The organism is Ensifer sp. MJa1, from assembly GCF_037026475.1.
Classification (GTDB): domain Bacteria; phylum Pseudomonadota; class Alphaproteobacteria; order Rhizobiales; family Rhizobiaceae; genus Ensifer.
This window is the reverse complement of record NZ_JAKUMO010000009.1, coordinates 1-25,594: the sequence shown is the minus strand read 5'-3', so window position 1 is coordinate 25,594 and position 25,594 is coordinate 1. Positions and strand designations below refer to the sequence as shown.

Annotated in this window: 26 protein-coding genes and 1 tRNA gene; 24 read left to right on the top strand and 3 right to left on the bottom strand. The window is 61.1% G+C overall.

What is annotated here, in order from left to right; genetic code table 11:
* The first annotated feature begins 105 nt into the window (after positions 1 to 105).
* On the top strand, positions 106 to 471 hold the full coding sequence (locus tag MKZ91_RS14030; RefSeq protein WP_336171484.1) for a hypothetical protein: 366 nt from the start codon (positions 106 to 108) through the stop codon (positions 469 to 471).
* Positions 472 to 558: 87 nt separating this feature from the next.
* Here the strand turns inward: MKZ91_RS14030 and MKZ91_RS14025 are convergent, their stop codons facing one another.
* Positions 559 to 954, bottom strand: a complete 396-nt coding sequence (locus MKZ91_RS14025) for a hypothetical protein (protein ID WP_336171482.1) — start codon at positions 952 to 954, stop codon at positions 559 to 561.
* A gap of 226 nt (positions 955 to 1,180) precedes the next feature.
* Between MKZ91_RS14025 and MKZ91_RS14020 the strand changes: the two genes are divergently transcribed.
* The 9 genes from MKZ91_RS14020 (at position 1,181) to MKZ91_RS13980 (ending at position 11,418) form a co-directional block, all read left to right on the top strand.
* Positions 1,181 to 3,259 (top strand): bifunctional DNA primase/polymerase, encoded by a 2,079-nt coding sequence (locus MKZ91_RS14020; RefSeq protein WP_336171480.1) that lies wholly within the window; start codon positions 1,181 to 1,183, stop codon positions 3,257 to 3,259.
* A 199-nt stretch (positions 3,260 to 3,458) separates the two neighbouring features.
* Positions 3,459 to 4,061: a hypothetical protein gene (locus tag MKZ91_RS14015; RefSeq protein ID WP_336171478.1), complete on the top strand. Its 603-nt coding sequence runs from the start codon at positions 3,459 to 3,461 to the stop codon at positions 4,059 to 4,061.
* A 136-nt stretch (positions 4,062 to 4,197) separates the two neighbouring features.
* Entirely contained in the window at positions 4,198 to 4,503 is a 306-nt protein-coding gene (locus MKZ91_RS14010) for a hypothetical protein (RefSeq protein ID WP_336171477.1), read from the top strand.
* Between the two features lie 272 nt (positions 4,504 to 4,775).
* The gene (locus MKZ91_RS14005) at positions 4,776 to 4,943 is read left to right on the top strand and encodes a hypothetical protein (RefSeq protein ID WP_336171476.1); all 168 of its coding nucleotides are present in this window, start codon (positions 4,776 to 4,778) and stop codon (positions 4,941 to 4,943) included.
* Positions 4,944 to 5,159: 216 nt separating this feature from the next.
* Positions 5,160 to 6,377 (top strand): DNA (cytosine-5-)-methyltransferase, encoded by a 1,218-nt coding sequence (gene dcm, locus MKZ91_RS14000; protein WP_336171475.1) that lies wholly within the window; start codon positions 5,160 to 5,162, stop codon positions 6,375 to 6,377.
* Entirely contained in the window at positions 6,370 to 6,864 is a 495-nt protein-coding gene (locus MKZ91_RS13995) for a very short patch repair endonuclease (protein WP_336171473.1), read from the top strand. Before dcm ends, MKZ91_RS13995 begins: the two co-directional genes overlap by 8 nt.
* Positions 6,824 to 8,170 carry an MvaI/BcnI family restriction endonuclease gene (locus MKZ91_RS13990; RefSeq protein ID WP_336171471.1) on the top strand — a complete coding sequence of 449 codons (1,347 nt, stop codon included), beginning with the start codon at positions 6,824 to 6,826 and terminating at the stop codon, positions 8,168 to 8,170. The genes MKZ91_RS13995 and MKZ91_RS13990 overlap by 41 nt, the downstream gene beginning before the upstream one ends.
* Positions 8,171 to 8,356: 186 nt before the next feature.
* Positions 8,357 to 10,171: an McrB family protein gene (locus MKZ91_RS13985; RefSeq protein WP_336171470.1), complete on the top strand. Its 1,815-nt coding sequence runs from the start codon at positions 8,357 to 8,359 to the stop codon at positions 10,169 to 10,171.
* 44 nt (positions 10,172 to 10,215) lie between these two features.
* Positions 10,216 to 11,418, top strand: coding sequence for an McrC family protein (locus MKZ91_RS13980; RefSeq protein WP_336171469.1), 1,203 nt, complete (start codon positions 10,216 to 10,218; stop codon positions 11,416 to 11,418).
* A 160-nt stretch (positions 11,419 to 11,578) separates the two neighbouring features.
* Here the strand turns inward: MKZ91_RS13980 and MKZ91_RS13975 are convergent.
* Positions 11,579 to 11,668: transfer RNA gene (locus MKZ91_RS13975), tRNA-Ser, on the bottom strand.
* Positions 11,669 to 11,963: 295 nt separating this feature from the next.
* Between MKZ91_RS13975 and rplU the strand changes: the two genes are divergently transcribed.
* The 4 genes from rplU (at position 11,964) to MKZ91_RS13955 (ending at position 13,981) form a co-directional block, all read left to right on the top strand.
* Positions 11,964 to 12,338, top strand: coding sequence for a 50S ribosomal protein L21 (rplU, locus tag MKZ91_RS13970; RefSeq protein ID WP_034802644.1), 375 nt, complete (start codon positions 11,964 to 11,966; stop codon positions 12,336 to 12,338).
* A gap of 33 nt (positions 12,339 to 12,371) precedes the next feature.
* Positions 12,372 to 12,641: a 50S ribosomal protein L27 gene (gene rpmA, locus MKZ91_RS13965; RefSeq protein WP_037470908.1), complete on the top strand. Its 270-nt coding sequence runs from the start codon at positions 12,372 to 12,374 to the stop codon at positions 12,639 to 12,641.
* 126 nt (positions 12,642 to 12,767) lie between these two features.
* Positions 12,768 to 13,400 (top strand): GNAT family N-acetyltransferase, encoded by a 633-nt coding sequence (locus MKZ91_RS13960; RefSeq protein ID WP_034802649.1) that lies wholly within the window; start codon positions 12,768 to 12,770, stop codon positions 13,398 to 13,400.
* Positions 13,397 to 13,981 carry a GNAT family N-acetyltransferase gene (locus tag MKZ91_RS13955; protein ID WP_336171468.1) on the top strand — a complete coding sequence of 195 codons (585 nt, stop codon included), beginning with the start codon at positions 13,397 to 13,399 and terminating at the stop codon, positions 13,979 to 13,981. The genes MKZ91_RS13960 and MKZ91_RS13955 overlap by 4 nt, the downstream gene beginning before the upstream one ends.
* 44 nt (positions 13,982 to 14,025) lie before the next feature.
* Here the strand turns inward: MKZ91_RS13955 and MKZ91_RS13950 are convergent, their stop codons facing one another.
* Entirely contained in the window at positions 14,026 to 14,886 is an 861-nt protein-coding gene (locus tag MKZ91_RS13950) for an endonuclease/exonuclease/phosphatase family protein (protein WP_336171467.1), read from the bottom strand.
* 146 nt (positions 14,887 to 15,032) lie between these two features.
* Between MKZ91_RS13950 and obgE the strand changes: the two genes are divergently transcribed.
* From obgE to MKZ91_RS13900, 10 genes are all read left to right on the top strand, one after another.
* Positions 15,033 to 16,055, top strand: coding sequence for a GTPase ObgE (gene obgE / locus MKZ91_RS13945; protein WP_336171466.1), 1,023 nt, complete (start codon positions 15,033 to 15,035; stop codon positions 16,053 to 16,055).
* Between the two features lies 1 nt (position 16,056).
* Positions 16,057 to 17,226 carry a glutamate 5-kinase gene (gene proB, locus MKZ91_RS13940; protein ID WP_336171465.1) on the top strand — a complete coding sequence of 390 codons (1,170 nt, stop codon included), beginning with the start codon at positions 16,057 to 16,059 and terminating at the stop codon, positions 17,224 to 17,226.
* Entirely contained in the window at positions 17,219 to 18,502 is a 1,284-nt protein-coding gene (locus MKZ91_RS13935; RefSeq protein WP_336171464.1) for a glutamate-5-semialdehyde dehydrogenase, read from the top strand. Before proB ends, MKZ91_RS13935 begins: the two co-directional genes overlap by 8 nt.
* A gap of 37 nt (positions 18,503 to 18,539) precedes the next feature.
* Entirely contained in the window at positions 18,540 to 19,127 is a 588-nt protein-coding gene (locus MKZ91_RS13930) for a nicotinate-nucleotide adenylyltransferase (protein WP_336171773.1), read from the top strand.
* 87 nt (positions 19,128 to 19,214) lie between these two features.
* Entirely contained in the window at positions 19,215 to 19,661 is a 447-nt protein-coding gene (gene rsfS / locus MKZ91_RS13925; RefSeq protein WP_336171772.1) for a ribosome silencing factor, read from the top strand.
* 264 nt (positions 19,662 to 19,925) lie between these two features.
* Entirely contained in the window at positions 19,926 to 20,408 is a 483-nt protein-coding gene (rlmH, locus tag MKZ91_RS13920; protein ID WP_336171463.1) for a 23S rRNA (pseudouridine(1915)-N(3))-methyltransferase RlmH, read from the top strand.
* Between the two features lie 136 nt (positions 20,409 to 20,544).
* Complete coding sequence (locus tag MKZ91_RS13915; RefSeq protein WP_336171462.1) at positions 20,545 to 21,975, top strand: murein hydrolase activator EnvC family protein; 1,431 nt, start codon at positions 20,545 to 20,547, stop codon at positions 21,973 to 21,975.
* Complete coding sequence (locus MKZ91_RS13910; protein ID WP_336171461.1) at positions 21,965 to 23,290, top strand: S41 family peptidase; 1,326 nt, start codon at positions 21,965 to 21,967, stop codon at positions 23,288 to 23,290. Before MKZ91_RS13915 ends, MKZ91_RS13910 begins: the two co-directional genes overlap by 11 nt.
* Positions 23,291 to 23,678: 388 nt before the next feature.
* The gene (locus tag MKZ91_RS13905; RefSeq protein WP_336171460.1) at positions 23,679 to 24,890 is read left to right on the top strand and encodes a divergent polysaccharide deacetylase family protein; all 1,212 of its coding nucleotides are present in this window, start codon (positions 23,679 to 23,681) and stop codon (positions 24,888 to 24,890) included.
* A gap of 61 nt (positions 24,891 to 24,951) precedes the next feature.
* The gene (locus tag MKZ91_RS13900) at positions 24,952 to 25,473 is read left to right on the top strand and encodes an RNA pyrophosphohydrolase (protein WP_336171459.1); all 522 of its coding nucleotides are present in this window, start codon (positions 24,952 to 24,954) and stop codon (positions 25,471 to 25,473) included.
* The last annotated feature ends 121 nt before the right edge of the window (positions 25,474 to 25,594 follow it).

Genomic DNA, 25,594 nt, shown 5'->3' with positions numbered 1-25,594 from the left:
GCGACGGGCTCCAGGTTTCTGTCGTCCTTAAAGGTCCCGGACGGCGGATTGTACCTCCCCAGCCTTCGCCAGCGCAACGCCGCATCACTCGACAGATGGTGCGCCATGCAAAGCCAAGAACTCGACATCCGCCACCCCTCCATGGGAAGTCCCTCGGAGATTTTCTGCATCGGCCTCAAGAAGCTCGACGGCCCCGCAAGCCTTCGCGGTTTCTGCGATCTGCATATTCCGGCGTGGAGACTGCAAATCTTCGGCTGTCCGATAAATGAAGACCGTGGCAAGCGGTGGGTAGGCCTTCCGGGTAAGCCGTGGCTCGATGCAGCGGGCAATCTCGTGCGCGATCCGGAGACCGGCAAGCCGCGCTATTCGCCGGTGCTGCAATTCGACGATCAGGAGCGATTGCGCGCCTTCAGGCAAGCGGCTGTCGAAGCGGTTCTTGCCTACGATCCCGACGCATTCGGCGGGAGGTGAGCGATGGGCCGGCGCTCTGGGTTCCCTCGCAACAAGCACGACCTCTACGATACGCCTGCCTTGGCAGTCGTCAGACTTCTTCCCTTGCTACAAGCGGAAGGCATAAAAAGCTTCGCGAGTCCATGTGACGGCAACGGTTGTCTCAGGCGGCATCTCGTTTCCGCTGGCCTCAACTGCGTTTACCACGGCGATATCCGCCAAGGGCAGGACGCGCTCGCCGAGACGGGCTTCGGCGGTGCCGATGCAATCGTTGAGAATCCGCCGTGGTCGCGGCACCTGCTTCATCGGCTGATCGAACATTTCATCGAGTCTGTGCCTGTGGTGTGGCTGTTGTTCGACGCCAATTGGGTTTGGACGCAGCAATCCGCGCCACTGATCGGACGTTGCACACATGTCGTGCCGGTCCACCGCCTGAAATGGATTCCGGGATCGAGGGACACCGCCAAGGACGATTCTTGCTGGCACAGGCTTCAGCGCGATCACGCGGAAGGTCCGCGCGTCGTGGGATGGGGCACCAAAGCGGTATCGCGCTCCTTGCCCCATCGAGAGCATCAGGGAGCGATCCCCTCGCTGCCCGGTGCCTTGCCCACCAGCACCCGGCGAACGCGCTCCATCCCCTCTCTACCGGCGTTTGCGCGCGGGAGGACGTGATGACGAGCCTCGAAGAGCGATACAGCGCCCTGACAGGCTTCCACGCGGAGGACGGGCGATGACGATGCTCGACGCCGCGCTCGCCTATGCCGCCCGTGGCTGGCCGGTGTTCCCGTGCAAGGCCGACAAGACCCCATTGGTCGGCGGCGGCTTCAGGGCCGCGACGACGGACGAGGCGACGATCCGGGCATGGTGGGCGAAATGGCCGATGGCCATGATCGGGCTGCCGACGGGGGAGCCTTCCGGCCTCATCGTCATCGATATCGACATGAAAGGCGAGATTGACGGCGAGAAGTCATGGAACGACCTCATGGTCAAGCATCGCGCTGCGCCACCGATCACGCGCGAGATCCACACGCCATCGGGCGGGCGGCATCTTACCTTCCGGCATCCGGGCAACGTCAAAATCCGCAACTCGGCAGGCAAACTCGGGCTCGGGCTCGATGTCAGGGGCGACGGCGGCTATGTGATCGCCCCGCCATCTGCAAACGCCGACGGCGGGGCTTACGAACTCTTCCGCGACATCGAGCCGATGGCAATGCCGGAATGGCTCAGTGCCGAACTCGTGCGGGCACCGGAACCGCAACGGCAGGAACGAAAGCGGGTGAGCCATGACGCCGACCGTTGGCGCGCTTATGGCGAGGCTGCGTTGCGCGACGCCTGCCGGGAGATAGCGACGACACCGGAAGGCAGGCGCAATCACACATTGAACGCGGAAGCGTTCTCGATCTTCCACCTTGTCGCGGGCGGCGTTCTCGGCGAAGGCATGGCTCGCGGCGCGCTTCTCGACGCAGCGCGCTCATGCGGACTGCCCGAAGAGGATGCTTTGCGGACCATCGGAAGCGCCTGCGAGGCAGGCATGGCAGAGCCGAGATATCCACCGGAGGCGGCAGGCAACGGCGCATGGCAGGCACACGACAGCAACAGACGTCATGACCAGCGCGGCCGATATTCCGACTATGGCGCGGACGATCCTTCCGGGCTGCCGGAGATGGAGCGGATCAGGCCACCCGCCAACGAGATGGCATGGAGCGGTGAGACGGCGGATGACGGTGCTCCGCCCGAGCCGCTCGAAACTTTCTCCCTTGCCGAGTTCGCTGGCAAGGAAGTCCCCACGCGCGAATTCGTCGATGAGCGGCATCTGGTCCCGTGCCGCAACGTGACGCTTTTGATGGGTGACGGCGGCACCGGAAAATCGCTGCTGGCGCTGCAACTGGTCATCGCCGTCGCGAGCGGCGGGGAATGGCTCGGCATTAAGGTAAAAACAGGCGCAACGCTTTACGTCAGCGCGGAAGAGGACAAGGACGAAAACCATATCCGCGCCGACGCCATATGCGCCGCCGAAGGGCTCGACTTCACCGCTCTCGCCGATGCCCGTATCACCTCGCTTGCCGGAGAAGATGCCACGCTCGCAATGGACGAGCACAAGGGGCGACTTGTCCCGACACGGCTCTATGGAAGGCTGGCGCTGACCTTGGAAAAGTACCGACCGGCACTGCTCGCGCTTGATAATCTAGCCGACGTTTTCGGTGGCAATGAAATCTCACGTGTGCAGGTCAAGCAGTTCATCGGAATGCTGCGCAAGCTCGCGATCAAATACGATTGCGCCATCCTGCTGCTCGGTCATCCGTCGCTCTCCGGCCTCAGTTCCGGCTCGGGCACATCGGGCTCAACGGCATGGAGCAATTCCGTGCGATCGCGGCTCTATCTGCGCAGGGAAATCGGACAGGACGGAAGCGAGGCCGATGAGTTGGCGCGCATGCTTGAGACGATGAAAGCGAATTACGGCCCGAAAGGCGACCCGATCAACCTGCGGTGGGAGCTTGGCGTGTTCGTCTGTACCGACATGCCGAAACGCGCCGGATCGGACATTGGCAAGGCGGACAAGGCCGAGCGGGTTTTCATGAAACTCATGAGGACATATCAGCAGCGCGGCATAGACGTTTCCGCTAACCCGGCTGCCACAGCCAACTATGCGCCGTCGGTGTTTTTCCATGACGGCGCGCGTGAGGGTGTAACCAAACCGTCGCTCGAAAAAGCAATGCTCGCGCTCATCGATACAGGCGCGATCAAGGTCGAGAAGTATGGCCCGCCATCGCGAAAACGTCAGCGCTTGGTGGTTGTTGAGGATAACTGAATTGCGATTTCTAGGTTTGTGTTGCCACACCCAAAATCGGCCCTCTCCCAGCAACCAGTCAAGATTTTGGATTTATTAATGAAATGCCGTATGTCGCCACACCTCCATTACTACGTAATGGGCCGCGCCGCTTTTTGCGGCGGCGCGTCCTCTTCGTTGCCCAAGCCGATGGTCGGGATCGGCTCGCGAGTGGATCCTTGTGAAGACCGCGCGGTTACTGCATCGTCTCGAAGGCAAACAGTCACTTTTCGCGGGCCCGACCATGGCGGCGCTGAGTTGCTACCGCAAGAGAGAGCCTTGGAACCGTACCATCGTCGAAGGCTGGTTCACGCCCCGCCACAGATGGTTCTGCCGTTTCGTGGCACTCGGATGCGGCCCGAAGGCTGCTGCCATCTTCTCCGGCTTGGACACCGCGAACGCGTCGCGGATGATGCACCACCTAGGCTTTCACGAGCACATAACCGAACTGCGGACGGGCAAGGACAGGTGGATGGCGACCGCGCGCCGCGGGATCCTACCGCGCCTCAATGTGAGGCGCGAGGCTGCCATGCGAAGCGGCCGGTACGACGAAGCCGCGAAGGCAACCATGCTCATGGCGCTGATAGCCGGGTTCCTGCCGCCGTCGAAAGGCGAGCGCATTGGCCGGCTGCCGGCCTGCGAGGCCCTGAGCGTGGACGCGGCAAAGGCGCTAGGACTGCATTTGCTTTCCCCGAAATACATCCCGAAGAAGCACAGGCTAAGACGGAAGGCGAAGCGCCGCGTACCGGCCGGAACCAGCGAGTCCGCTGCCGCTGCTGCATGATCCCGCATAGTCAACGCAGGGCGGTCTAGGGGTGTCTTGTAGGCGGTTGCGACCCGTACCATGATGCACCTATGGGAACCTTCCGACCGACGCCGGCGGCGCTGGTTCAAAGCGTGGCATTTTTTAGAGCGGCGACATGAGCAGCAAAAAGAAGATCATCGCGGCCTTGGCCAAGCGTTATGCCGACCGCAAGTATGGTGTTTGCAGCGGCGTCCATGCCATGACCAAGGCCATCCGCAGGCGCGCCATCGTGCAGTATGCCGAGAACTGGCTCGCCCAGCATGGCCGCCTGCCAGAGGGGGTGCATGTCTGCACGGGCCGCGCCGACTGGTGCTCTACCCCGCTCAAGGTCGAAATCGACTTCACTCGGCTCATGCACGATCCCGACTACCCTTGCCCTCATGGGCCTTCCCCCTTCATTGCATCACCGGGTAAGGAGTAGGGCGACGCCGCCTGGGGAAACTTTTGCCAGCGTGCAGCGATAGCGGTTGAGCGCGTCTCGGCCCTTGGCCGGTACATAGGGGCCATCCTGCGAGCGTCTGACGGAAATCTGAATGCTCTTTCGGCAATATACCAACCACAGCGAAAAGGGGATGCGTGATGTATTGGCACTGGATTGTGGTTATTGCGTCAGTGGCGGCGATCATCACCGCATTTCTCGATCCCTCCCGTTCCCGTGATGGGAAGGCGGAAAGTCACCGCGATGAGGAGAGGATGGCCCGCCTAATCGCCGAGGAAGCCGCATCGGGCCAGAGCGCTCATTCGACCAACATCAACCTTGTCGGCATCCGGCTCGTGCTTAACCGGATCAATACCGGCATCTGGTTGATCCTTGCGGTTCTGGTCGCCTTCCTCGGCCTTCAGGCTGACAAGCTGCTGTGACGGCACATGCAGTGATGGGACGGCCACCAGCAGGCAGATGGCCAGCGAAAACCCGGAAACGATGGTGTCGCGATCTTTCGCCTGCGGTCTGCGCAGTGACACCGCTTGAGGGCATGGTGTCCAGAACAAAAAAAGAACAAGCGTCGGGCTTTTGCGATTGCGCTCGGGGAATCTTCATGCCACCCTGGCGCAAATATTCCCAGCAGGAGAATCAATGTGGACCTTCAAAACGATGCGGAGCCGGAATTCTCGGCTCTTCGCAGGCAAGCGGGACTCACTATTGAAGAGGTCGCCAGCATAACAAAATCATCGGTACGCGCCGCTTACCGGCACGACAGGGGTGAGTGCTCTCCCTCACCTCTTGCGCTTGATGCTCTTCGAAATGTGGCAAGCTCGCGAAAGGGCAACAGCCCGGCCGCGTTCACGTTCATCGATCTCTTCGCCGGAATCGGGGGGCTTCGTATTGGCTTCGAGAACATCGGCGGAAAATGCGTTTTCACCAGCGAGTGGGACAAGTATTCCAACGAGACCTATCGACGCAATTTTCCGCACCAAGACGGTCACATTTTGGTGGGCGATATCCGTCCGTTCACGCAGGACGAAGAAGGCCTGAACCGCATTCCTGCTCACGACGTGCTACTGGCTGGTTTCCCCTGCCAACCTTTTTCCATCGCTGGTGTTTCAAAGAAGAATTCTCTGGGTCGTCCCCACGGCTTCCTCTGCGACACTCAGGGCACCTTGTTCTTCGACGTTGCGCAGATCATCAAGCACCACCAGCCGGAAGCGTTTCTACTGGAAAACGTCAAGAATCTTGAACGCCATGACGGCGGGCGCACCTTTGCCACTATCATGAACGTTCTCCAGAACGAACTAGGCTATCACGTCACAAAGAAAGTGATTAGCGCGCGGCCTTGGGTTCCGCAGGGGCGTGACCGAATTTTCATAGTCGGGTTCCGCAAGGAGACGCGGTTTACCTTCGATGATGTCGTCTATCCGGAAGGCCCAGCGCCGACGCTTGGCAGCATTCTCGAAGAGACCGTGGACGAGAAGTATACCCTGACGCCGAAGCTCTGGCAGTACCTTCAGGATTACAAGAAAAAGCACAATGCCGCAGGCAATGGTTTCGGCTTCGGCCTTTTTGGGGCCGGGGATGTGGCCCGGACTCTGTCGGCCCGCTATCACAAAGACGGCTCTGAAATCCTGATCGATCAGGGTCCGAAGAAGCGACCCCGCCGGCTGACACCTATGGAATGTGCGCGACTGATGGGCTTTGCCCGTGGCACTCGGACATGGCAAATTCCAGTTTCTGATACACAAGCTTATCGACAGTTTGGTAATGCCGTGGTCGTCCCGGTTGTTGAAGCTATCGCGGAAGCGATGGCGCCACATATCCTTGACGCTGTCACTGATGTAGCCCACGCGACCAATGGTTGACATCGTAGCGCCGGACGTAAGAAGCCGTCTGATGTCCGGCATCAGGTCTAAAAATACCCGCCCCGAAATGGCTGTCCGCCGAGGATTGCATGCGGCGGGCTTCCGCTTCCGGCTGCACAACAAAAAATTGCCCGGCACTCCGGACATGACGTTCCCGAAATGGCGGGCCGTGATCTTCATTCACGGTTGTTTCTGGCATGGCCACGGGTGCCACCTCTTCAAATGGCCGGCCACCCGCACGGACTTCTGGAAAGCGAAGATAAATCGCAACCAGCAAAACGACCTCAAGCACAGCCGCGAATTGCAGCTTGCGGGATGGCGAATCGGTGTAGTGTGGGAATGCGCATTACGGGGTAAAAAAAAGCAGCCGCTCGAATCCGTCGTTGAACACCTTGGTCAATGGCTTATCTCGGGGCGCCCCAGCATTACGCTAGGGAGTCCTGAAGGTGAAATTGCCGAAAGCCGAACGGCCCAATCTGACGCTTGACCAACTGCGTGACATGATGACAGCAGCTGGTGCAAAACGCATCCTAGTGAAGGATCTTGCGCCAAACGACAACGCAAAGAACCAGCCCTACCTGTCCGGCAGCATGAACGTCACTAACATTCTGCCGGCGGGCGAGATCTACGTGGATCAGACCGACAAGGGCAACCGCATAATGAAGGCGCCTCTGCCGTTGGAATGGCTTCAGCCAGACGGCACGACCCGCAAGGCTCCCCACGCGAAACTTATCCTTTATCCCCAGTACCCCGAGGTCCGCTTCTCCGGCTTCCTGCGCGGCTCTGTCAATGCGCCGAACGACATCCTCACCACGCGGACACCCGGGCGCCGCCTCTACCTTGGAATTACTGACGACCGCCGCATCATCGGATGGGCCAGTTGGGCAGAAGATACACTTAGCCAAAACATCGATGCGCTCGGAGAGCTGGAGCCGGAAGGTGTGTTCCGACGCGTTCCGCTCGCCGGTGAGCCAAAGGACAGCCATTCGCTGCTGCTCGCGCAATTACGGCGCATTCATCAGCTTGACTGGATTGCAGGGAAGCGTCTGAGCGGCGGTGTGGTGCGACCATACAATGCCAACAACGGCATCGGTTACACACTTGAGGCCGAACTGGGTATTTCCAACAACGGTGTGGCCGGTCCGGACTTCGAAGGCTGGGAGGTGAAGGCTGCGCAGGTACCAAGTTTTCTATCGATTCCCAATTCCAAGAAGAACACCCTCCTTACTCCGGAGCCAGACGGCGGCGAATACACTGGCATTTCGCTCCTCGAATTCGTGACGAAATTCGGTTACGCGGATAAGAACGCGGTTGAGGATCGCCTGAACTTTGGAGGTCAATTCAAGGTAGGCAAACGCCACGCCCTCACAGGATTGACCACCCACCTGCTGGGGTTCAACAGCATGACAGGCGAGGTTGAGGACGTTGACGGCAAGTTCGTCTTAGCCAACGACGCAGGGCTAGAAGTAGCAAGCTGGAGTTTCAAGAAGCTCCTTTCGCACTGGAATAAGAAGCACGCCAAGGCAGTATATCTTCCGGGTGAAATCCAGAAAGTTCCCCGTACCGAATATCGATACGGACCGCACGCCTATCTTGGCGAGGGCACGGACTTCAACATGTTCCTTTCTGCCCTTTCATCAGGTCGCGTGTTCTTTGACCCGGGAATGAAGGTCGAGAATGTTTCCTCCGCCAACCCACTTCCGAAAAAAAGAAGCCAGTTCCGAATCGTATGGAAGGACCTCCCCAGCCTCTATCACAAGATGACGAAAACCGACGTTCTTACAGCTGGCTAACAGCAGGGCGGTAAGCAGTTTTGGGTGACATTCCTGATTGTCTGGGACGCGCGCCACCTCCAAATGCCTCATTGGACTAGACAAAAACGGTTTGCCTGCATTCTATAAGACGGAGTGTTGTAGCCGGTTGCAAGCTGGGCATTGCAACCTGCAATGATGTCTTTTCTGAATCTATGAGGAGTTGTCGTGGCCCGATACAATCCGGAGGCTGATCTTTCCCCGCTCTACGAAACTATGGACCGCCTTCGCACCGATTGCCTGATTGGTAACGGCTCGCTTCTTTCGCCTGGACGCTCACTTTGGACCGCAGAGAATTTCGCCGAGCTGCGGCGAACCTATGTGCAAAACCTCGATGAGGGCGAAGGAAAGTTCTTCGAGAAGCTCAAGGTTCAGCTATTGGACGCCACGGCTGACGGTCATTGCCTCATGGCCGAGCTGATATGGCTGCTCTATGCGTTTCAGCGACGTGATGTCTCGCCAGCCACAAAGAATTTGAAGGTCAGAGATGTCTGGTCTTGGTCCGGTGAAGAGTTGCCACAAGACGTCCCAGCGCTGACCATTCCGGTGCTTTATGGTGTTGGGCGCGGGGGCCAAGGATACAGCAACAACAAATGGCGCGAACTTGTTCTGCTAATTACCGCCCTGCAGGATCTGAAGGCCAAACCGCAGGAAGAGCGTCGAGAACTGCTGGCTGACAGCGCCGCCTTCGCACAGTGGTTCCAAGTGCAGGCGAACGGTGGGAATCGGCAGTTGCTTCATATTCTGCCTTTCCTGCTGTTTCCGGATAGTTTTGAGCGAATCAGTGCCGCCCAGCACAAGCGAGAGATTCTTGCAGGTTTTAAGGTCGCATCAGCATCGGACGTTGCCGCGATGAGCATTGCTGATCTCGATGCGGCGCTTCTGAATCTGAGGAAAGGGTTAGAAGCAAAGCACGGCTCGCGTGTCGATTTCTATGAGGGCGATCTCAGGAGCGTCTGGCAAAAGTCGAAAGAGAAGAAGCCACAGTTGACGGCAGAACCGGACGAGGATGCACCAGCGCCGACGTCATCCGCTTATGAGTTGAACACAATATTCTATGGCCCGCCCGGCACGGGAAAGACTTTCAGCACCGCGAAGCGCGCCGTTGAAATCTGCCTCGGACGGGCGCCAGACGAGCCGATCGCTGTGCGCAAGTCCTATGAGCAACTGGTCAGGGACGAGCGCGTCGGCTTCGTTACTTTCCACCAGAGCTACACTTATGAGGATTTCGTCGAGGGGCTGCGGCCCAAGCCGATGGCATCGGGCGCGGGTTTCACACTCGAGCCGGAAGCTGGCATCCTGAAAGTGATGGCAGAACGAGCATCAAAACGGCCGGAAAACCACGTCCTCATTATCGACGAAATCAACCGCGCCAATATTTCGAAGGTCTTGGGCGAACTCATTACACTTCTGGAAGCAGATAAGAGACGGGGAGCGCCAGCGGCCGTTCCCGTGACACTGCCCTATTCAAAGTCGGCGTTTTGCCTTCCGGCCAACCTCTACATTGTTGGAACGATGAACACCGCCGACAGGTCGATCTCGCTGCTGGACACGGCGCTACGCCGGCGCTTTTTCTTTGAGGAATTGCCACCGGACACGTCAAAGCTCGAAGATATAAAACTCGATGACAGCGCGCTCGACCTCGCGACCATCCTAGAAAGTATCAATCAGCGTCTGATCTATTTTCTGGGAGAGGACGCCCAGATTGGCCATGCGTGGTTCATGGGGGCTACGACGAAGGCCAGTCTTGATCGAATTATGGCTTTCAAGGTCATCCCGCTCTTGCGCGAGTATTTCCATGATGACCTCGAACGGGTGCGTATAGTTTTAGGCGGCGGCGATGGGTTCTTGTCGCGATCGACGCTTCCGGTGCCTAAAGGGGCGGAAGGACGCGCAGAGGATCGGTATCGTTATACGGATGTTTATCGTGATGAGGGCGCATACCCAGAAGAAGCCTATATGACGTTATTGGCTAAGGCGTGATGCTCGCTCGAGGGCCCCACTATACACTGCCGGAATGGTCCTCGTTGCCGATCGGAGCAGATGGCATCACCGAGGCGCAGGCGGATAGCTTGCATCTTGCGGCGATCTCGGCGGCTCGTCGGCTAGGCCTTCCAGAAAATGGCGTATTAGCGCGCGGGTTTCGGCGTCTTGAGACGAAACAGGTCTGCGGGATCATTGCCACTCCGGGGATCACTCTCGAAATCCTGCCCAAGTTGCGCGACGAAGATGGCGCCTTACGCGCAACCCTAGTCCAGATGCTCGCCGTGGCCTTCGATGTACCGCTTTCGGAAGGGCAAATCGTGGATATGGGCGCACAGGACAATGATTTGCTCGACGTGTTCATCAATCTGTTCGTAACGCGCCTCGCGCAACAGACGCAGGCAGGCCTCACGCGAGCCTACATCCCGGAAGAGGATGTTCTGCCGAAGTTGCGAGGCAGTCTCGACCTGCGAAAGCAAATTGCACGCCGCGCGGTGGATCCCTCCAGACTACATTGCCGGTTTGATGAGTTTTCCGAGAACACTCCGCTCAATCGCTTACTCAAATCCTGCCTTTCGCACATTGCATCCTTTGTGCGTTCAGCTTCTCTCCGGCGGCGCATCGTCAGCCTGACGGAGCGCTTCACGGAAGTTCCATGTAGCCGCGATCCGATGAGAGAGCGGATCGTTTGGAGCCGTATGAATGAACGCTATCGGCAAGCCCATGCGTTGGCGCGCTTGTTGCTCGAGGCGAAATGGCAGAACACGACATCGGGGCACGTCGCGGGTATCGCGCTGCTGTTTCCCATGAATCTGTTGTTCGAGCGTTATGTTTCGCGATGGCTGCAAAGGGTTCTTCCAGCGGGATCAGTGTTGCTTCAGAGACGCCAACATGCGTTATTGCAACACGGTGCCTATCCTCTGATCCCCGACATCGTGATTGAGACACAGGACGGACCACTCATCGTTGACACAAAGTGGAAGAATATCGGCGACCAGACTGAATCTGATCCCGATGTCAGTCAGGCCGACCTCTATCAGCTCGCGTCATATGGTGCGGTGTATGGCGCGAGTCGCGTCATATTGCTCTATCCCGGAACGGAGCCAAGCCGACCCCCAACTGTCTGGCGTTATACCGCCACAGATCGACGGGTGGAAATTTGGCGCATCGATCTACGGACAGCCACGGGCAGGACGGAATGGGAAGGCATCGCGCAAAAGCTGACCCAGCCAGACCAAGCAACTTAGTGCAGTTCAGCGCCCAAGCCTCGGGGCAGCATATTCCGCATCGCCGGCCAAAACGGGGTTACGGAATTCCGTTCGACGCGCGAAGGTGCAGTCAAAGGTGCACTAGCCTAGTCAGGCCATGAAAAAACGCCTGAGTATCCAACAGCTTGCCGGATTAAAGTGGCGGAGAGGGTGGGATTCGAACCCACGGTGCGGTTGCCCGCACGCCGCATTTCGAGTGCGGTGCTTTCGACCACTCAGCCACCTCTCCGCTTTGCTGGTCGGCGCTTGTTCAGCGCGGTCGGGTTCATAGCGGCAGATTCGGGTGCTGGCAAGTGCCTGTTTGAAGAATATGTAACGGCCCTGTGGGTTTCGCCTTGACAGAGGCGCGCAAATCCTTGTAATCCGCGCAATGAAGTGGTGTGGCCTAGCTTCACCGCATCGGGTGTGATTTGCGCCCTTTCACCGGTGGATATCCTATTTGGAGCTCCACTCAACTGTCGACTGACAAAAAGACGGCCTTGCCCTTGGGGCAGAGAGCCGGATCGAACATGAAAGGATAAAAAATGTTCGCAGTCATCAAGACCGGCGGTAAGCAGTACCGCGTGGCCGCCAACGACGTCCTCACCATCGAAAAGCTGGAAGGCGTTGCAGGCGACAAGATCGAATTCACCGAGATCCTGATGGTCGGCGTTGGCGCCGATGCAACCATCGGCGCTCCGTTCGTTGAAGGCGCCGTTGTCAGCGCTGAAGTTGTTGAGCAGGGTCGCGCCAAGAAGGTCATCGCCTTCAAGAAGCGTCGCCGCCAGAACTCCAAGCGCTCGCGCGGTCACCGCCAGCACCAGACGACTGTCCGCATCCTGGACATCGCTGCTGCCGGTGGCAAGGCAAAGAAGGCTTCGAAGAAGTCTGAAGCTGCCGCTGAAGCCGCTGCAAACTGAGTTCCCGGATCTAAGGTTTAAAGGAGAACACCAATGGCACACAAAAAAGCTGGCGGTTCGTCGCGTAACGGTCGCGATTCTGAGTCCAAGCGCCTTGGCGTGAAGAAGTTCGGCGGCGAAAATGTCGTTGCAGGCAACATCATCGTGCGCCAGCGCGGCACGAAGTGGCATCCGGGCGCCAATGTCGGCCTCGGTAAGGACCACACGATTTTTGCACTTACGGCCGGCAACGTGGACTTCCGTACGAAGGCCAATGGCCGCGTGTACGTGTCTGTAATGCCGAAAGCCGAAGCAGCGGAATAAGCCGGTAGCGCTCTAAAACAGCCGGCGTCTCATCGACCCGGCTGACGCACCTGATGGTTCCAAGCCAGACTTAAAAGGGGAGATGGGGCAAGACCCAACTCCCCTTTTTCGTTTCTGGAGGAAACCATGCAAACCGAGTTGTTGAGGGAAGACCAATCCCGGTCTCCCGAGCAGAGGCTGAGGCCCCAACGGTCAAGGACCGATTGCCCGATATTGTTGTCACCCAGGCTCGTTCTGCGCGCCCCCCATGAAGACGATATCGACGCCCTTGCCCATCTTGCCAACAATGCCAATGTCGCGACCATGGTCTCGCGCATGCCGCACCCGTATACGACGGCTGACGCCGCCGACTTCGTGCGACGCGCGAAAGCCGGCACGATTGGCAAGTGCGTCTACGCGATTACCAAAGCGGACAATGGCGCATTTCTCGGTTGCTGCGGTATCGAGCCGCATCCCGACGGCAAGACGGCGGAACTCGGCTATTGGCTGGGCGAACCCTATTGGAACCAGGGTTATGCCACCGAGGCGGCCCAGGTCCTGACCGACATGGCCTTCCGCACCCGCGACATCGACCAGATCGATGCGCGCTGCCGGGTCATGAATCTGGCGTCCCGCCGGGTCATCCAGAAGTGCGGCTTCCAGTTCCAGGGAAGCGGCATGGTCGGCAGCCTGGCGCTCGGAGGCTCGATCGCGGTTGAATGGTACCGGCTCGACCGCAAGACCTGGGTTTCCTTGAGAAGCTGGGGAGGCATGCGATGAACGCGCTCGTTTCCGAACGCCAGCGGGCCGTCGCCCGCCCCGGCCCCGGCCCCTGCCCGGTCATCGAGACCAAGCGCCTCATCCTGCGTCCGCATCGGCGGAGCGACGCCGAAGCGATCGCCCAGTCGCTTGGCGACTTCCAGGTCGCGCGCATGCTCGCGCGCGTCCCGGCACCCTACGACCTGCAGGACGCGCTCGACTGGTTGACCGCGCAGACGTCGGGGCTGACACCCGACTGGACATTCGCCATCACCACTGGCGACGATGTCCATATCGGCTGCGTCGGCATCGAGCTTCGCCATGGCCAATGGCATGTCGGCTACTGGCTGAACCGTTTCTACTGGGGCAAGGGCTTTGCCTCGGAAGCGGGTTATGCGGCGGTTGAGCGCTTCTTCCGGCGCATGCCTGAAACGACCCTGCATTCCGGCGTCTTCGCCGACAATCCGGGATCGCTGAAGGTCCAGGAGAAGATCGGCTTCAAGGTCACCGGCTGCTCACAGGTCTATGCGCTCGCCCGCAACGCCATGGTCGCACATATCGAGACCAAGCTGACGTCTGCGGACCTGCACCGCCCGCACTGAAGAACACTCCCCCCGCGAAGTAAACCTTCGCGGGGGAGTTTCGTTCATGCGAGCGTGAAGCCGACGGGAAGATGGTCGGAGCCCTTGGCGTCGTAGTCGATCCAGGCATCCGTCAGACGTGGCAGGAGGCCGGCACTGAGGAAACAATAGTCGAGATGCATGCGTCGGTCGGGGTTTTCAGGATGAATCCAGCTATAGCTTTCAGGCGTCAGCCGGCCGAGATGGGCAAGCGCATCGACCGGGTTTTCAAGCCGCAGCGAGCGGCCGTAAAAAGCGTCGCGGGAACCGACCATGGCGCAATATTCGGGCGTCTCCGGCTCCATGTTGAAATCGCCCATGATGACGAAATCTTCCGGGTGCGGCGGTTCGGCGAGGCCGAAATCAGCCGCCCCGGTGATGGCGCCGCCTTCAAGCGGGTAACCGAGCAGCCGGTCCTTGAGGTAGCGGATCTGGGCAATGCGCTCGGTCGGCAGCACATGGTCGAGATGCACCGAATAGACCCGGAGCGGACCACCGGGCGTGGCGATGAGCGCTTCGGTCGCGCCGCGCTGCAGGTTCATCGGGCTGATCGTGCGGGTGCGCGGCAGGGGGATCAATCGGGTCGCAAGGATCGGCCAGCGCGACAGGATCATGTTGCCGAACTGGAAGCGGCGGCTGACGGCGCGGCCGTCTTCGATGGCCGAGCCGATATCGACGTCGCAAGGCGCATGAAAGGTGGCGAAGTGGCCGGGAAACAGTCTTTCGAAACGGGCGACGAGATCGACATGGTCGTTGCGATGAAAGCCGCGCGTCACTTCCTGCAGCGCGATGATGTCGGCGCCTTCAAGCGCGGCAGCGATCCGCTCGGGATCGAAACGGCCGTCAAGACCGATGCCGTATTGGATGTTGTAGCTGACGAACCGCACGATATTCTTTGACCTCCGAATAAACCGCCTATATCGATGGCGGCAAAATAAAGCGGGATGAGGAAAAGTGTATGCGGTTTTCCGCCCGCATCCCGCTCTCACCGTGACCTAAGACCGCGCACTTACACAAAACAGATGGCAGCCAAATGAAATTTCTCGACGAAACGAAAGTCTACATCCGCTCCGGCGACGGTGGCGCAGGTGCCGTCTCGTTCCGGCGCGAGAAGTTCATCGAATTCGGGGGCCCTGATGGCGGCGATGGCGGTCGCGGTGGCGACGTCTGGGTGGAGGCGGTCAACGGCCTCAACACCCTGATCGACTTCCGCTATCAGCAGCACTTCAAGGCCAAGACCGGTCAGCACGGCATGGGCCGCAATCGCACCGGCGCCGGCGGCGACGACGTGACACTGAAGGTGCCGGTCGGCACCCAGATCTTCGAGGAAGACAACGAGACGCTGATCGTCGACATGGTGGCCGAAGGCCAGCGCTACCGGCTGGCTGCCGGCGGCAATGGCGGTTTCGGCAACGCCCACTTCAGGTCCTCGACCAACCAGGCGCCGAACTGGGCCAATCCCGGCCTCGAAGGCGACGAGAAGACCCTGTGGCTGCGGCTGAAGCTGATTGCCGACGCCGGTCTCGTCGGCCTGCCGAACGCCGGCAAGTCGACCTTTCTTGCCGCCTGCACCCGGGCGCGTCCGAAGATCGCCAATTATCCCTTCACGACGCTGCATCCCAATCTCGGCGTTGCCACCATCGACGGCAACGAATTCATTATCGCCGACATTCCAGGCCTCATCGAAGGCGCGCATGAGGGTGTTGGCATCGGCGACCGCTTCCTCGGGCATGTCGAACGCACCCGCGTGCTGCTGCACCTTGTATCCGCTCAGGAAGAAGATGTGGCCAAGGCCTATAAAACCGTGCGGCACGAACTCGAAGCCTATGGCGGCGGACTGGAAGACAAGCCGCAGATCGTCGCGCTGTCGCAGATCGACGTGCTCGACGAAGACGAGTTGAAGGCAAAGAGCAAGGCGCTGGCGAAGGCCTGCGGCGAGCAGCCCCTTCTGCTGTCTGCCGCCGTCGGCAAGGGCATGACCGAGGCGCTCAGGGCGCTGCGTAGCGTCATCGTCGCAGCAAAAGCCGGCGAAGGCTTCTGCGAGGAGGACCTCTAAGATGACCAAGACCCGCAAGCCGCTTCAAAAGTATCGCCGGGTCGTCATCAAGATCGGGTCGGCGCTTCTGGTCGACCGCGCGACCGGGCTGAAGAAAGCCTGGCTTGACGCCATGTGCGCCGACATCGCCGGTCTGAAAGCCAAGGGCGTCGAAGTCCTGGTCGTTTCTTCGGGCGCGATTGCACTCGGCCGCACCGTCCTCAACGTGCCCGCAGGGGCGCTGAAGCTCGAAGAGAGCCAGGCGGCTGCCGCCGTCGGCCAGATCGCGCTGGCCCGCGCCTGGTCCGAAAGCCTCTCGACCGACGCGATCGTTGCCGGCCAGGTACTGCTGACGCTCGGAGATACCGAAGAGCGCCGCCGCTACTTGAACGCCCGCGCCACAATCAACCAGTTGCTGAAGCTCGGCGCCGTGCCGATCATCAACGAGAACGATACGGTCGCAACCACCGAAATCCGCTACGGCGACAATGATCGCCTCGCCGCTCGCGTCGCCACCATGGTCGGCGCCGACCTCTTGGTGCTGCTTTCCGATATCGACGGGCTCTACACGGCCCCGCCGCATCTCGATCCGAACGCCCGCTTCCTCGAAACGATCGCCGAAATCACGCCCGAGATCGAGGCGATGGCCGGCGGTGCCGCATCCGAGCTTTCGCGCGGCGGCATGCGCACCAAGATCGATGCCGGCAAGATTGCAACGACCGCCGGCTGCGCCATGATCATCGCGTCTGGCAAGCCCGACCATCCACTGGCGGCAATCGAGGACGGCGCCCGCTCGTCCTGGTTCGCCCCGTCGGGCTCGCCGGTGGCCGCGCGCAAGACCTGGATCGCCGGGCAGTTGCTGCCGGCCGGAACGCTCCGTGTCGATGCCGGCGCCGAAGAGGCGCTGCGCTCCGGCAAGAGCCTGCTGCCGGCCGGTGTGCGCGATGTCACCGGCAGCTTCAGCCGCGGTGACACGATCGCCATTCTCGGCACGTCCGGCCGCGAGATTGCCCGCGGGCTTGCCGGCTATGATGCCGACGAAGCGCGCCAGATTGCCGGCAAGAAGTCGGCCGAGATCGCCGCGATCCTCGGCTATGCCGGCCGCGCCGCCATGGTGCACCGCGACGATATGGTAATGACCGGAAAACGCGCCCAGGAAGAGGGCAGCCGGAAGGATGAGGTCCATGCTTGACGAGGTGAAGAACAAGGACGACGTCGAAAGCGTCATGCTGGAAATCGGCCGAAATGCCAAGGCCGCCAGCCGACCGCTTGCCGTCGCCAGCGCCGAGCGCAAGCACGCGGCCTTGATCGCCATGGCCGACGCGATCGTCGCCGCTAAGGACAGGATCCTTGCCGCCAATGCGATCGACCTTGAAAACGCCCGCGAAAGCGGTGTCGCCGCGTCCTTCATCGACCGGCTGACGCTCACCGAAGGCCGCATCCTCGACATGGCGAACGGCGTCCGCGCCATTGCCGATTTCAAGGACCCGGTCGGCGACGTCATTGCCGAATGGGACCGGCCGAACGGCCTGCATATCGAGCGCGTGCGCACGCCGCTCGGCGTCATCGGTGTCATCTACGAAAGCCGGCCGAACGTGACGGCCGACGCCGGCGCACTGTGCCTGAAGGCCGGCAACGCCGTGATCCTGCGCGGCGGCTCCGATAGTTTCCATTCGTCCGGCGCCATCCATGCCTGCCTCGTCGAGGGGCTGAAATCTGCCGGCTTGCCGGAGCATGCCATCCAGATGGTACCGGTCGCCGACCGCGCCGCCGTCGGCGCCATGCTCTCCGGTCTTGGCGGCACGATTGACGTGATTGTCCCGCGCGGCGGCAAGAGCCTCGTCGCTCGCGTCCAGAACGAGGCGCGCGTGCCGGTCTTTGCTCATCTGGAGGGCCTTTGCCATATCTATGTCGACGCCTCGGCCGACCTTGCCATGGCGGAAAAGATTGTCGTCAACGCCAAGATGCGCCGCACCGGCATTTGTGGTGCTGCCGAAACGCTGCTGATCGACCGCAACGATGCTGACCGGCTGGCAAAGCCGCTCTTGAGCGCCCTTCTTGTGGCCGGCTGCGAAGTGCGCGTGTCGGACGAACTTGCCGGCACCGTCGACGGCCTGAAACCCGCCAAGGACGAGGACTGGGCGACCGAGTATCTCGACGCCATCATCTCGGTGAAACTCGTCGACGGCATTTCCGGCGCGATCGAGCATATCGCCACCTGGTCGTCAGCTCACACGGAAGCGGTGATCGCCGAGGACGCTGCCGTGGTCGAGCGCTTCTTTTCGGAGATCGATTCCGCGATCCTCCTGCACAACGCCTCAACGCAGTTTGCCGATGGCGGCGAGTTCGGCATGGGTGGCGAAATCGGCATTGCCACCGGCAAGATGCATGCCCGCGGCCCGGTCGGCGTCGAGCAACTGACCTCCTTCAAATATCGGGTGCGTGGTGCTGGACAGGTCAGGCCCTGACGTGAGGGCGGGCAGGGTCAATGCCCGCTACCTGCGCATGCCCCATGTAGAAAGCGGCATGGTGGTCGGCCTCTTCGGCGGATCCTTCAATCCGCCGCATGAGGGCCATGTGCTCGTTGCCGATACTGCAATCCAGCGGCTTGGGCTTGACCAGCTCTGGTGGATGGTGACCCCTGGAAACCCGCTGAAGGACCACAACAATCTGGCGCCGCTTGCCGACCGCATCGCCATGAGTGAAGAGATCGCGCGCAATCCGCGCATCAAGGTGACGGCTTTCGAGCAGGCGCTTGGCCAGAGCTACACCGCCCGCACGCTGGAAAGGGTGCAAGCCCGCAACCGCGGCATCCGTTTCGTCTGGATCATGGGGGCCGACAACCTCCGAGGCTTCCATCGCTGGCAGAACTGGCAGAAGATCGCCCGCACCTTCCCGATCGCCGTCATCGACCGGCCGGGCTCAACCCTTGCCTATCTCTCGTCTCGCATGGCGAAAACCTTCGATTATGCTCGCATAGACGAGGACGACGCCCGGCGCCTGGCCTTCCATCCAGCGCCTGCCTGGACCTTCATCCATGGGCCCCGCTCCTCCATGAGCTCGACCGCCCTTCGCGCAGCAAAGACTGCATGAAATCCCATGATTCACTTCTCGTGTCTTGAAACCGTTTAACTTTGATGCCTACATTCATGGACGGTTCGATCTTTGTTCGAATCGAAAGTGCCTGTTCTGTTCATTTGGAAAGGAAAGACCCTGACAACAGCACACGCCAAGGGATTTGCGGTCTCCGCATTCCCGCGCAGCACGGGATCGAGCGACGAAGCCGCTGTCCGTGCGCTTCAACTGGTCCTCGAAAGCCTAGAGGACTCGAAGGCAGAAGATATCGTCACCATCAACATTGCCGGTAAGTCGGCGCTGGGAGACTTCATGGTCGTTGTCTCCGGGCGATCGAACAGGCATGTGATGGCCATTGCCGATCACCTGACGACCGACCTGAAAGACGAGGGCTTTGGCAATGCCCGTGTCGAAGGTCTGGAAAGCGGTGACTGGGTGCTGATCGATACCGGTGATGTGATCGTTCACATTTTCCGGCCGGAGATCCGGGAGTTCTACAACATCGAAAGGATGTGGGCGGCTCCTGAGATCGAGGACGGCACCCTGCATTAAGACCGACCGGGTCGCCGCGCATCTGAATGCCGGATGAGCCGGGTTGCGGTCATGCGTGGAGTTGAAAGGCTGTCGCCGCTTGAGCGGCGTTGTCAGCCGGAATTTTGTTGCGACTGATCGTGGCCTGCAGTGCCCAGCGCCGGACAAGAGGGCGCCAAGGATACTGCAACGCTTCGCAAGCGCTGCAGTGACTTTCCCCTGGATCGACGTGGTCTCAGGGACTGTGCAGTGCGCGGTTCAGTGCAGGCGGAGACGGATTGGGTCATGCGTATCGGACTTTTCGCAGTCGGCCGCCTGAAGGCGGGGCCGGAGAAGGATCTTGCGGCTCGCTATCTCGATCGTTTCGCCAAGGCCGGACCGGCGATAGGCCTTGAGCTTGCCCGCGTGGTGGAGGTCAACGAGAGCCGCTCGACGAACGCCGACACGCGCAAGCGTGATGAAGCCGCCCAGCTTGAGAAGTCCCTCGCCGAAAACAGCCTGCTCGTCCTTCTCGATGAGCGCGGAAAAGCGTTGGATTCCGAAGGGTTCGCCTCGCTCCTTGGCACGTTCCGCGACAGTGGCAAGCGCGACCTGATGATCGCGATCGGCGGCGCCGATGGCCTCGACCCGAGCCTGCATGCCCGTGCCGATGCAGTGCTCAATCTTGGAAAGATGACCTGGCCGCACCAACTGGTGCGCATCCTGATTGCCGAGCAGCTCTATCGCGCCGTCACCATACTCTCCGGCCATCCCTACCACCGCGTCTAGGCAGTCCACGACAATGTGAACCGGTCCTGCACCTGCGCAGTCGCGGGCGGCGATAACGAGAATATGTCTTGGTCGTGCGCTCCAAATCAGATTAGGCTTTTTTCTTCGTATTTTTCGGATGGACAGACGCGAACCGATGACGCGCCAAGGCAAGCCCAGCGCTTTGTGCAAGACAACAGCCAACGCAGGGCGGCTTGGCCGCGGTGCGGCGCTGTTGGCGCTGGCGCTTCTGACCGGCCTTCCCGCGAATGCCCAGGATGCTGCCCCTGCCGGCAGCACGATGGCGGGTGAGGAACAGGGGCCGCCGGATCCGGCCGCCGACCTTACCCTTCGCCGCAACAGTACCCGTAGCGAACTGGACGCACTTTCGAAGACCATCACCCTCTCGCAGGAGCGCGCCGAGGCGCTGACGGCGACCATTGCCGAAATCGACAAGAGCAACGAGGCGCTGCGGGCGGCAATCGTCGATTCCGCCAAAAAGCGCCAGGATCTCGAGCAGCAGATCGTCGACGGCGAGAAGAGGCTGGGTGAACTCAGGACCACGGAAGACACGGTCCGCCGGTCGCTGCGCGCGCGCCGCGGCGTGCTCGCCGAGGTTCTGGCAGCCCTGCAACGGATGGGGCGCAACCCGCCGCCGGCAATCCTTGTTACGCCCGAGGATGCGCTTGCCTCGGTGCGTAGCGCCATCCTGCTCGGCGCCGTCGTGCCGGGCCTGCGCAAGGAAACCGAAAATCTCGTCGCCGACCTCAAGGCGCTTGCCGACATCCGCGCCGGCATCGACCAGCAGCGCAAAGAGCTGACCGCAGCGATGACCGCGAATGTCGAGGAAGAGCGCCGCATGTCGATGCTCGCCACGGAAAAGGAAAAGCTGCGCCAGTCGAGTGCCAGCGAACTCGCTGCCGAGCAGCGCAAGGCCCAGGAACTGGCAAGCCAGGCCACCAATCTGCAAGGGCTGATCGGCTCGCTCGAAAGCCAGATCGCTTCCGTTCGTGAGGCCGCCGAGGCGGCACGCGCCCAGGAGGAGGAGCGCCGCCGCATGAGCGAGGCCGAGCGCGAAGCGGCGCGGGAACTGGCCCGCAGCGCCGTGCCCGACAAAAACCGCATTGCCCCCGCATATGTGTTTTCGGAGCTGAGGAACAAGCTTGCCTATCCGGCCGCGGGATCGCTGTTGCGTAAATTCGGCGATGCAGACGGCACAGGGCACTCCCTGCAAGGGATCATGTTGGAAACCAATCCCGGCGCGCTGGTGACCGCACCGTCAGATGGCTGGATCGTCTATGCAGGCAATTTCCGCAGTTATGGGCAGATGATCATTCTCAATCCCGGTGACGGCTACCATGTGGTGCTGTCCGGCATGGAGAAGGTGAACATACAGCCCGGACAGTTCGTCGTGGCCGGTGAGCCGCTGGCAACTATGGGCGCAAAAAGAGTGGCGAGTGCTGCGGCCTTGGCGCTGGAAACAGACCGGCCGACGCTTTACATTGAATTCCGGAAAGACGGGAAACCGGTTGATTCCCGACCGTGGTGGACCGCAGTTGAGGTTGGAAAGGCGCGAAATGATACGTAGGGCTTCACTTGTTCTGGTCGGGGCGCTCATGGGCGCGACCGCGATGGGCGTGGTTTATTCGGCTGTCGTCCCGGCTGTCGCGGCCAACACTTCGACCTATCGCGAACTGGCTATCTTCGGCGACGTGTTCGAGCGCGTACGCGCGCAATATGTGACGCCGCCGCAGGACGACAAGCTGATCGAGAATGCCATCAACGGCATGCTCTCCTCGCTCGACCCGCATTCGAGCTACATGAACTCGGCTGACGCCGAGGACATGCGCACCCAGACCCGCGGCGAGTTCGGCGGCCTTGGCATCGAAGTGACGATGGAAGACGACCTCGTCAAGGTCACGAGCCCGATCGACGACACGCCCGCCGCGCGCGCCGGCGTGCTTGCCGGCGACTTCATTTCCAAGATCGACGGTGCGGACGTTCGTGGCCTGAAGCTCGAGGATGCCGTTGAAAAGATGCGCGGCGCCGTCGGCACCCCGATCAAGCTGACGATCCTGCGCAAGGGCGCGGACAAGCCGATCGAACTGACGATCGTTCGCGACGTCATCGCCGTTCGCGCCGTCAAGTTCCGCACCGAAGGCGACGTTGGCTACCTGCGCGTCATCTCCTTCACCGAAAAGACCTACGACGACCTGAAGAAGGGCATCGAGAAGATCAAGGCGGAAGTCCCGGCCGACAAGCTCAAGGGCTACGTGCTTGACCTGCGCCTCAATCCGGGTGGCCTGCTCGACCAGGCGATCAACGTCTCCGACGCCTTCCTCGAGCGTGGTGAAGTCGTTTCGACCCGCGGCCGCAACCCGGACGAAACCCGCCGCTTCAACGCAACGCCGGGGGATCTCACCGACGGCAAGCCTGTCATCGTGCTCGTCAACGGCGGTTCGGCTTCCGCGTCGGAAATCGTCGCCGGCGCCCTGCAGGACCTGAAGCGTGCAACCGTACTTGGCACGCGTTCCTTCGGCAAGGGCTCGGTCCAGACGATCATTCCGCTCGGCGAGGCCGGTGCACTGCGTCTGACGACGGCGCTCTACTACACGCCGTCGGGCAAATCGATCCAGGGCACGGGCATCGCGCCTGACATCAAGGTTGAACAGCCGCTGCCGCCGGAACTGCTTGGCAAGGTCGAGGCCCAGGGCGAGTCCGATCTGCGTGGTCACATCCAGGGCCAGAGCGAGACCGACGAAGGCTCGGGCTCGGTCGCCTACGTTCCGCCGGAGACCAAGGACGACCTGCAGCTCAACTACGCGCTCGATCTTCTGCGCGGCAAGAAGACGGATCCGTCTTTCCCGGCCAATCCGGAACAGGCGGAACTGAAGAAGAAGTAAGCCTCTTAAAGGCGCCGGACTGGTCAACCCGGCGCCTTTAAATTATACGGGCAGCAGGCGCTGCCGCGACCGCTGATTCTCGGAAGCTGATGCGCTTGCGCACTGCTCGGTTCGCCGGTCGCATCGATCTCCGGACAGGTCCCGTGTGCAGATACGAAGTGGTGGCGCGCCACGCCTCCTTTTAGGAGTAGGGCGCACCCATTGACGGGAGAGAGCGGAAACAGGCGAAGATCGCCCCGCGCCGATCTCGCCCCACAGCGTCGCGCGTCTTTTCAGGCGCGCAAAGGTCGCTGTAGCTCTTTGAATTGCTGCATGTTTTTCCTTTATCGGTCGCGATTACGGAAACATGCAGTTTGCGGCAACACCCTTAGGTCGACCGAGGCTCCATTTGGGAACTGATCTCAATGCCCCCCTGGGCCAGAACCGGCGGGTAAAGCCAGCGTCGAAGCGCAATCCCCGGCGGTTGCTCGCTTTTTCCTTCCTCGGCATCTGTTGCGCCTCGATCGTCGGACTGTCGCTCTGGGGTGCCCTGTCTCCGGACGGGCTGAAGCGTGATCCGCCACAGGCTAAGGTGGCGGCTGCGGGCACGAAGGAAGCGGACGACAAGGCGCCGAATCTGCCCAGCGGCCAATCGGGCGCAGGCGGAACGATGACGCCTGGAACCGCCTATTCCGGCGCCAACGTCGAGCGCGCTGTCAATGACGACGGCACCACGGTCACCACGTTTTCGCCGCGCAGCCGCGACGGCAAGGGACCGGCGCTGATCAGTACCGGCCCCGTCCACGGCCAGGGTCCACGCATGGCGGCCATGCCCAACGACGACCTGCTGGAAGAGAGCCCAGCCGGGCGCCTGCCGGTCACCGGGCCAGACGGTCTGCGACCGATGGACCAGTATGCCCGCCCCTGGTCCGGCGCGCGCGGCACGCGCATAGCGCTCGTCGTCGGCGGCCTCGGTCTTAGCCAGACCGGAACCCAGAAGGCCATCCGCGAGCTGCCGGCCGACGTGACACTTGGTTTTGCGACGGCTGGAAACAGCTTGCAGCGCTGGATGCAGGAGGCGCGGCGCAGTGGCCACGAGGTCCTGCTGCAGTTGCCGATGGAACCGTTCGATTATCCGGATAACGATCCGGGGCCGCACGCGCTGCGCGTTGGTGTCAGCGCGAAGAAGAACCTGGACGAATTGCATCGCAATCTTGCTGAGATCACCAACTATACCGGCGTGATGAACTATCTGGGTGGCCGCTTCCTTTCTGACGCGGACGCGCTGGAGCCGGTGATGCGCGATCTTGGCAAGCGTGGCCTGCTGTTTCTCGACGATGGCACCTCGGCCCAATCCCTGTCGGGCAAGCTTGCCGGCGCCTTCGATGTGCCGCACGGCTTTGCCGACCTGACGCTTGATACGGAGCTCAGCCGCGCTGCAATTCTGCGCAAGCTCGACGAGCTCGAGCGCATTGCGCGGCGCAACGGCACCGCCATCGGCATCGCTTCCGCCTTCGACGAGAGCGTCGCGGCAATCACCACCTGGGTCGTCGAAGCGCAGGGCCGCGGCATCGAGATTGTCGGCGTTTCGGCGCTCGTCAAGGATCCGCAACACAACTAGCGTAGAGCAGTCCCGAACATTCCCCGGGGACCGTGCGACAATTGCGAGGAAGAGGCAGTCGATGAGTAAGGACAAGAAATTGAAACCGGAGGACCTCCCTTATCGCCCCTGCGTCGGCGTCATGGTGCTGAATCGCTCCGGTCTCGTCTGGGCTGGTCATCGCATCGCCGTCGGCAATTCCGAGTATGACGGCTCGCCGCAGCGCTGGCAGATGCCGCAGGGTGGCATCGACAAGGACGAGGATCCGCTGAAGGCAGCCTATCGCGAGCTCTACGAGGAAACCGGCATGTGCACGGTCTCGCTGCTTGCCGAAGCGCCGGGCTGGATCAACTACGACCTGCCGGAGCATCTGATCGGCATTGGCCTTAAGGGCAAGTATCGTGGCCAGACGCAGCGCTGGTACGCCTTCCGCTTCGAAGGCGAGGAGAAAGAGATCGCCATCAACCCGCCGCCAGGTGGCCACGACCCGGAGTTCGATGCCTGGGAATGGAAGCCGATGCGCGAATTGCCGGAACTGATCGTGCCTTTCAAGCGCAAGGTCTACGAAGAGGTCGTCTCGGCCTTTGCGCATCTGGCGGCGTAGCCGGATCGCCCAGCAACATAAACGAAAAGGCCGGGTCACCCCGGCCTTCAGACTGCTGACAAACCCCTGGCGAGAGCTGGGGGTTTGTGATTCAGTGGGCCATGTTGAAGAAACCCGGCCC